Origin of the sequence: Flagellimonas oceanensis (assembly GCF_003992595.1) — a bacterium.
Classification (GTDB): Bacteria; Bacteroidota; Bacteroidia; order Flavobacteriales; family Flavobacteriaceae; genus Flagellimonas; species Flagellimonas oceanensis.
Map to the genome: position 1 here is coordinate 127,161 of NZ_RZNA01000045.1, position 7,831 is coordinate 134,991.

5 protein-coding genes are annotated in these 7,831 nt (G+C 42.4%); 1 reads left to right on the forward strand and 4 read right to left on the reverse strand.

Annotated features, from left to right (window positions below; translation table 11 throughout):
• Positions 1-18: 18 nt before the first annotated feature.
• The 3 genes from EO132_RS12985 to EO132_RS12995 all read right to left on the reverse strand — a co-directional run bounded on the left by EO132_RS12985 (position 19) and on the right by EO132_RS12995 (position 5,713).
• A complete protein-coding gene (locus EO132_RS12985) occupies positions 19-3,264 on the reverse strand; it encodes a SusC/RagA family TonB-linked outer membrane protein (protein ID WP_127138273.1) in 3,246 nt (1,081 codons plus the stop codon).
• Between the two features lie 370 nt (positions 3,265-3,634).
• A complete protein-coding gene (locus EO132_RS12990) occupies positions 3,635-4,117 on the reverse strand; it encodes a helix-turn-helix domain-containing protein (protein ID WP_127138274.1) in 483 nt (160 codons plus the stop codon).
• Between the two features lie 75 nt (positions 4,118-4,192).
• Positions 4,193-5,713: a helix-turn-helix domain-containing protein gene (locus tag EO132_RS12995; protein ID WP_127138275.1), complete on the reverse strand. Its 1,521-nt coding sequence runs from the start codon at positions 5,711-5,713 to the stop codon at positions 4,193-4,195.
• Between the two features lie 355 nt (positions 5,714-6,068).
• Here EO132_RS12995 and EO132_RS13000 point away from each other — a divergent pair, with 355 nt between their 5' ends.
• Entirely contained in the window at positions 6,069-6,857 is a 789-nt protein-coding gene (locus EO132_RS13000) for a phage integrase SAM-like domain-containing protein (RefSeq protein WP_205780364.1), read from the forward strand.
• 52 nt (positions 6,858-6,909) lie between these two features.
• Here the strand turns inward: EO132_RS13000 and istB are convergent, their stop codons facing one another.
• On the reverse strand, positions 6,910-7,641 hold the full coding sequence (gene istB, locus EO132_RS13005; RefSeq protein ID WP_127136804.1) for an IS21-like element helper ATPase IstB: 732 nt from the start codon (positions 7,639-7,641) through the stop codon (positions 6,910-6,912).
• Positions 7,642-7,831 lie beyond the last annotated feature (190 nt).

Here is a 7,831-nt window from a genome sequence, read left to right on the forward strand (position 1 = left end):
GATTCTAGTTAGCTGCTTTTAAAAAGATGCTCTTACGGTAAGTCCATACCTTCTGGTGGATGGGCCTGTGAAGAAATCAATTCCTTGCCCGTTTCCGACTCCTGTACTGGAGGAGTTGGTATCGTAACGTACATCATCGGGGAAGTTCACTGCTTTGTACCACAGGTTGGAACCAGATAGTGTTAGTGATAAGCTTCCAAAGGGTGTTTTCTCCAACATTTTCTTTGGAATGGAATATCCTAAAGAAGCTTCCTGCAAACGGATGGTCGTACCATCAAACACATTCACTTCGTTGATGTTTCCACCAAAAAAGGTGTTGAATCCGAACTCGGTGGATGAAATGGCCACATTGTTTGGTGTGCCATCTGCAAATACTCCGGGTAAAATGTAGTTGGATTCCCTGTGGATAGGGTCATCGGCATCAACCACTCCACGGCCAATCAAACCTGCCGTGGTTACCGAGTACACATCGCCTCCATGGCGATACTGCAGATTAGCGGATAGGGTAAAGTTTTTGAATGTGATGGTAGGAATCAATGCAGAGGTCCAATCAGGGTTTGGATCACCGATTTCGGTAATGTTATTGTCCACCAAGTAACGACCATTTGGACCTACAACTTTGTTTCCATTGTCATCTCTAAGGATGGTGCTGCCCAACAATACACCAAAGGGCCGTCCTTCCACAGCGTAGTTTGCCGCTTCGCCCGACACCGCAAATGTCAAAAGAATATTATTGGTGCCTTCCGCCAAATCGGTTACCGTAGTTTCACTTGCAGTGAAATTTCCAGCGATGTTAAAGCCGATACCGGCTTCACTTTCCCTGAAAATGTTCAGATTGTAATCAGCTTCGATACCTTTGGTCTCTACTTCACCAATGTTCACAAAAGTAGAGCGGAAGCCTGTGGAGCTATCCAAGGTACGGTTGGTAATCAGGTCTGTTGTGGATTTTTGATACAGACTTACATTGAAGTTAAGTCGGTTGTTGAACAATCGGGTATCCAAACCAACTTCCAATTCCTGTACTCTTTCTGGGGATAGGTCTCGGTTACCGAGTACATCTGATACCGTATTGCCCGACACTACATTACCATTGAAGTCCACAAAGGTCCTTGCGCCCAATGAAAGCACATCCCTTGTATTGAAAGGGGTTGGGAATCCTGCGGAGGATCCATAACCTAATCTCAGTTTTGCATAATTGAGAACATTGCCCTGTAATGCAGGGAATGCTGTTGTAGGGATGAAGGATAAACTGGCCCCAGGGTAGAACAGGGAATTGTTCTCCCTTTCCAAAGTAGAGGACCAATCATTTCTTCCCACGACATTAAGGTATAGTAGGTCCTTATAAGAAAGGGTGGCATCCAGATAAATCCCGACCAGGTTTTCCTCGAAATTTTGGTTGAGGTCAATTCCCGAGAAGGAATTGATGGATGATGGCGTAGTAAAGTTAAAGTGTTCCAGTACACCAAAGACCAATTGGCCTTGACTTTCAATACCATCTTGAGCGTAAGTGTCCCTACGACTGTTTGCTCCCAAAGTGGCCGTGAGATTCAGATCGTCAGATAGATTTTTATCGGCACTTAGAATCAAGTCATGGTTCCAAATGGAGTTTCGAACTGAGGTTGTCCTCAAAATACCCAAGGTGGGTCCATCGATACCTCCCCTGTTCTGTCCGTAGGAGTTTAACTCGGTATAGGTGTCCAGACCGACACGGTAGGTAAGGTTCATCCAATCGTTAATGGCATAGCTCATGGAAACATTTCCTGTGAATCGGTCGGTTTCCTGAGCGGTTTTTGAATTGGCCACGGTCCAATACGGGTTTTGGATATCGTTGCTCGAACGATAGTAAAGGCTTCTACCATCGGCTGCTTGATAAGGGATATTGGATAAATCCACATTTCTTGGTGTGTAAAGAACGTCCCCGAAAATGGCAGAACCGTTAAAAGCGGCACCACTACCAGTACTTACGGCGTTTGGAGGGGATTTATATCCTGTTCTTGCAAAATTAAAGACCCCTGATACAGTAAAGTTGTTGGATAAAGAGGCATTTCCCCCCAAACTGAAGTTGTTTCGCATCAATCTGTTGCCAGGGGTAACACCAATATCTTCGGTACGTCCATAATTGGCATTGAAGTTCACTTTTTCGGACCCTCCCCGAACGTTGATAGAGGTGCTGTATACATATCCGGTTCTAAAAAACTCTTCTACGCCATTATAGGGTTTGTACGGATATTCAAAATTTAATAGGTCTTCGTATCCTGTAATCAACGTTGGGTCTGCAATATAGTTGAAAGGATGTTGTGTAAGTGCCACTCCATTGGGACCGGTACGTATGAATTGTGGTGCCGTTGTTATGCCATCGTCATCGGTACGGTCGAACCGTGGCCCCCAATTACTGAAGAAAAAGCCGAATCCTTGATGGAACCCACTTCCGTAATTATCCTGATATTTTGGGAGTACCGCATTTGACATAAATACGGATTGCGTAACGGATACTTCGGTTTTGGATGGCGTATCGCCAGTGGCGGCACCTTTGGTGGTAATCAATATTACCCCGTTTCGTCCACGGTTACCATAAAGTACCGTTGCGCTCAATCCTTTCAATACACTTACACTTTCTATGTTGTTTGGGTCAAGATCCAAAAAACGACTGGACTCCGTGTTCCCATCCAAAAAGTTGGTCTGTGTATTTGTTCCTGAATCAAAAGGGATGCCATCCACAATAAACAAGGGTTGGTTGGATTGTGTCGCTGAGGTATATCCCCGAATAATGATGTTGGTTCCTGAACCGGACATCCCGTTGTTCGAGGTAATGTTCACACCGGCAACCTTACCGTTCAATACACGGGCCACATCGGCTTCGGGCCTGGATTCCACTTTGTCGGATTCCACTGTGGTTACCGAGTATCCCAGAGAGCGTTTTTCCCTTACAATACCTTGTGCGGTTACCACTACTTCTTCCAATTGGGAAGCATCTTCCTGCATTTGCACGTTAATGGTGTTCGATGCACCGATACGTATTTCTTGTGTTCTTTGCCCCAAATAGGAAAATACGAGTACATCTCCCTCATTGGCTTCAATGACGTAGTTGCCATCAAAATCGGATTGCGTACCTCTTACAGTACCCTGCACCACAATGTTCACGCCGGGCAAGGGCACCCCGTCTTGGTCGGTAACCGTTCCGGTGACCGTTTTTTGTTGAGCATGGGCAAATACTATCGATAGACACATTGCCACCAGTGCTCCAAACAGTTTCTTTACTTTCATACGAATACAGTTTTGTTAGTAATTTGAAATGAGTTAGAGCAACTGAGAAAGGTGGACGGCGCTAGGAAGATGATAGCTAATTCAAACATACTTCTGGGAAGTGAACAAAACTCAATGGATTTGGTCTTTTAAGAAGTAGAACCTCTCACCGTCCTACCTTTACAATTGCATAACAAATCAACCTATAAGCATGGCGGGTCAGGTACTTTTTAAACGGCAAGAACCTCAAATAAAGGGATGCCCAAAGGGAAGTACTGTTTTTAACATATCGTGACGGAAATGATAATTTTTTGATAATGGCAGATAAAAAAACCTCCTGGACTCCAGGAGGTTTTCGCGAGAATAGCTCTAAACGATTCAATGGGTACTGCTATGCCATGCGTATTTCGTGTTGCCTGTCGAAACCGGTATTTGCAGCAGTTCGATAATCGTTGGGGCTAAGCCCGGTAATTTTCTTGAAGGCACTGTAAAAGCTGTTTTTGCTATTGAACCCAACTTCATACATAATGGCCTTCACACTCAATGTGGAGTCAGATAACAAAAGATGTGTGGCCTCTTTTATCCTGTGCTCGTTCAAAAAAGAATAAAAGTTTTTGGAGAAATAAGTGTTGATCACTTGAGAAACCTTGTACCTATTGTCATCGATATGGTCTGAAAGACTATCAAGACAGATAGTGTTGTTCCTGTAGATCTTATCCTCCTCAAAAGCTTTTTTGATTTTGCTCCGAATAGTTAAGGCCTCTTCTTCCGTTAATCCGGACTTCTTGTACTTTTCATGACTGTTCAGGGGGCGGGCTGTCCGGTTCTCCTGCCCCATGTACTTAAAAACGATTTGTTTTAGTAGCCGTTTCATAGTGATTGATGATTTTTGATTGATGACCACTAGTTAGCTATAAAACCCAGGTTTTTGGGTGTTCCCGATAAGAATTTACCCTTGGTTCAGATGGTTGAGGTATTGGCTGGGGGTAAGATGGGTGTCCTTTTTGAAGGCTTTGTTGAAAGAGACCTTATTGTTGTAACCTACCTCGTAGGCAATATCGATAATGTTCAGCTCATTTTCTTTTTCCAAAAGTTCTTTGGCTTCTTGAATACGGTGCGAATTGACAAACTCTCTAAAGCTCATGTTGAAGTGTTCATTGATGAGTTGGGATGCATTGTGCCGAGTGGTATCCAATTTTTCCGCGACCATGTCTAAATTAATGTCACTTTTCCGGTATAATTTTTCTTTTTGAAAAAGGTCGGTCAAGTCTTTCTTCAGCTCTTGGGACAAGCTATCCGTTAATCCGGATTTCACGTATTTTGGGAACAATCGATTCGTATAGGCATAGCGTCCACTGAACACATCGGGTTGTACATTGGCGGCATATCCGACATACAACACCATGGCACTCATCAAAACAATGGGAGTGTAGAGTAATACGCCACTGTCCATACCTGCGATGAGTGAGGAACCATATATGATGTAGAACACTACATAGCTGACATGAATCAAATAGATGTTTTTTTGCCAAACCTGAGTCTTTTTGCCCAAACCTGCTTTGTTCTTGGTCAAAATAGAATGGACAAAAAAGGCATAAACCCCTAGGGAAATTGTTTTCAGGGAAACAATCAATAATAATTTGGTCGAAGTCTCGGGATTAGGTCCTTCCTCCAACTGTTGCAACATTTGATTTACCTTGTAAGAACCTGAAAAACCATACACCGTGAGTATGAGGTATATGGTAAGAATCACAGTTGGTAAAAAGTGCCAAAGGTCTTTTTTGCTGAGGTCTGTTGATTTGGAGACTCGTTTAAAATAAAGGAAAAGCAAAGGGCCGTACAAAAGTGAGGACCAAGTGGTCATTAAGTAAGTATGTGGAAACTCAAACACATAATTGGTCTGATCCACACATATATTTAGAATGAACAATGAATGAATGAAAACAAAAGCAGCTATGAGTATGCTGGCCTGTTTGTCAATTTTTTTGTTGATCAAAAGTAGAAAGGAGACATAGAATCCAATCAGGGAGACAAAAAAGTAAAAAACCGACCAAAGAGTGATTTTAGGTAATACAGAGCCTGATAATTTACTGAAATTCGTATCATTTCGGATGCCGTCAAAATCTTCATGCAAAAGAAAAGTGGGTTGAAAATCTATTTTAAAATAATCGTAAATGTAGGCAACGGATTCCTCTGGAGCGTCCAAAGCTGCTTCACTGAGTGCCAGCTTTTTTAAAATGTGGATTTTTTCTTCTTCATCGTTTACATCAAGGTTCTTTTTATATAGTGGTATTGCTTCTTCAAAACGATGAATATTGAAATAATAATCGGCCCAATCCAAAGAATCCTGAAAAGTTTCGGCAGTAGGCGCAGGAAAACCAGCATAACCACTGTTGTTGGTAATGCCATAGGCAAACGCGAGGTTCAGCCATAGAAAGAGCAAGACAATATTGTTGGTAAATTGTCTCATTTTTGATTGATGATGAATTAGGTCTTAACAATTTATGAATTTAAGCTGTTAAAATTGTTAACAAACTACTAAAGCAGGTAAGCCCCGATAAAAGTTTACCTTTTGTGAAGGCAGTGAAATTGGGCTTTTGGGGATAAAGCATAAAAAAAGCCGACAAAATCTTGTCGGCTTTTTTTCGATTGAGTAGTAGCGGGGACTGTACTACCACCTTGAACCTTTGGAAACCTAGATAAACTAATTGTTTATATTAAATATCAGTTTATCAATAAATTAAATAAAAATTTATTTCTACTCATTTCGATATATTTCTACAAGTTTCGTAGATTTCGGGAAAATATCGGGATAAATGGCCAATGTGAAATTAATAGTAAAAAGTACTAAAAACCCATCCGAAATATATGTAAGATTCTACAGGGGCAAAGAATTGGATATAACTTCTAAATCAGGGTTTTTAATCAACCCTAAGTTTTGGCATAAAAAAGGTTATGTGAAAAATATGGTTGAAAGCCAATCCTCTCGTTTCTTAAATGAGAAGCTACCGAGATTAAAGGAGCATATCATCAATACGTTTAACGAATCTTATAATCAAGGTAAGATAATTAATAAAAAGTGGTTGGATTCAACTGTTATGAGTTTTCACTCTCAGCCTTTAAAAGATGAGGAGAATGAAAAATTTTACTTTACGCCCTTTTTTGAAGTTTTTGTGGATGACAAAGAGAAGGAGGTAAGTATAAAAACTGGGAAAAAGTTGTCAGATAGAACAATAAAAAAGTACAAAGGAACTCTGAATGTTGTTAAAGCATTCGAATCTGAGAGGGACGTTAATTTAAGGTGGCGTGAGTTAGACAGTGAATTTCATAAGTTTTTTTTGGATTACATGACCAATGATTTACTATACAATAGAACCAATGCAAGTAAGCACCTTTCAATTATTAATCAGGTATGCTCCTATGCGAAATCAAAAGGGATTGAACTCAATCCGTATGCAGCCAATAATAAGTTTTCCTTGCCTAGGGATAAAACTTATGACCCTTATTTGAACATTCAGGAAATAAAGAACATTAGTTCATTGGATTTCTCAGATAACCCAAGATTAGATAATGCATGGATAGGGCGGTCAATGTATACCACCTGCGGCGGATGAAAGTGAGCAGTGCAAATCAAGTGCACGAGATCGACTCATTTTGGTGCTGAAGTTAACGTTTATTTTTAATTTTTTTTCTCATTGATTCCCCTTTTATGTCCACCCTGTGAGCCGAGTGCACCAGCCGGTCAAGGATGGCGTCGGCGATCGTTTTTTCACCGATGACATCGTGCCATGCCTCCACGGGCAGTTGTGAGGCTATAATGGTGGACCTTTTGCCGTGCCTGTCCTCTATGATCTCCATCAAAGAGTGCCTGTTGATGTTGTCCAATGGTTTTAGGCCAAAGTCATCCAGTATGAGCAGGTCCTGTTTTTCAAGTTTTCCAATGAATTTTAGATAGGACCCGTCCGCCTTTGAGGTTTTGAGCAAGGTAAAGAGTTTGGCCGTGTTGAAGTACATGGTCCTGTGCCCCATTGAGCAGGCCTGGTGCCCGATGGCGGAGGCCAGATAGCTCTTGCCGACCCCGGTGCTCCCGGTAATGAGCATATTTTCACCCTTGCGTATAAATCCACAGGAGGCGTAGCGCTGTATCCTGTTCCTGTCGATGTTCCTTCCAGGGCCGTAATCGATGGCCTCCATAACGGCACCGTACCTGAACCTTGCGGCCTTTGTCAGGCGCTCGATCTTGCGGTTGTGCCTATCGTCCCATTCGGACTGTACCAGATAGGCCACCAGTTCATCGTTGGTATAGTCCATGCTCTCGGGCGAGAGGCTGGTGTCAAAGGCCCTGAGCATCCCGTGGAGCCTGAGCTGTTTCATCTGTTCCAATGTCTTTGTGTTCATGTTGTCTGTTTTAATGTTTGTCATTTATAATAGTTTCCTCCCCTGATGTTATCGTGGTCCGGGACCTCGGAGGTATCCTCCGGGTCGTCCTCCAGGGTGTCCCACCCTTTTTTCAGTATCCGCTCCACCATGCTGTAATTATAGGCCCCATAGTCCGATGCCCGCCTGCAGGCATTGTCCAGCCGTTGGT

What these genes read in the sequence shown, in the direction of transcription:
- EO132_RS12985 (WP_127138273.1), bottom strand. Translation starts at nt 3,264, where the DNA reads ATGAAAGTAAAGAAACTGTTTGGAGCACTGGTGGCAATGTGTCTATCG.
- EO132_RS12990 (WP_127138274.1), bottom strand. Translation starts at nt 4,117, where the DNA reads ATGAAACGGCTACTAAAACAAATCGTTTTTAAGTACATGGGGCAGGAG.
- EO132_RS12995 (WP_127138275.1), bottom strand. Translation starts at nt 5,713, where the DNA reads ATGAGACAATTTACCAACAATATTGTCTTGCTCTTTCTATGGCTGAAC.
- istB (WP_127136804.1), bottom strand. Translation starts at nt 7,641, where the DNA reads ATGAACACAAAGACATTGGAACAGATGAAACAGCTCAGGCTCCACGGG.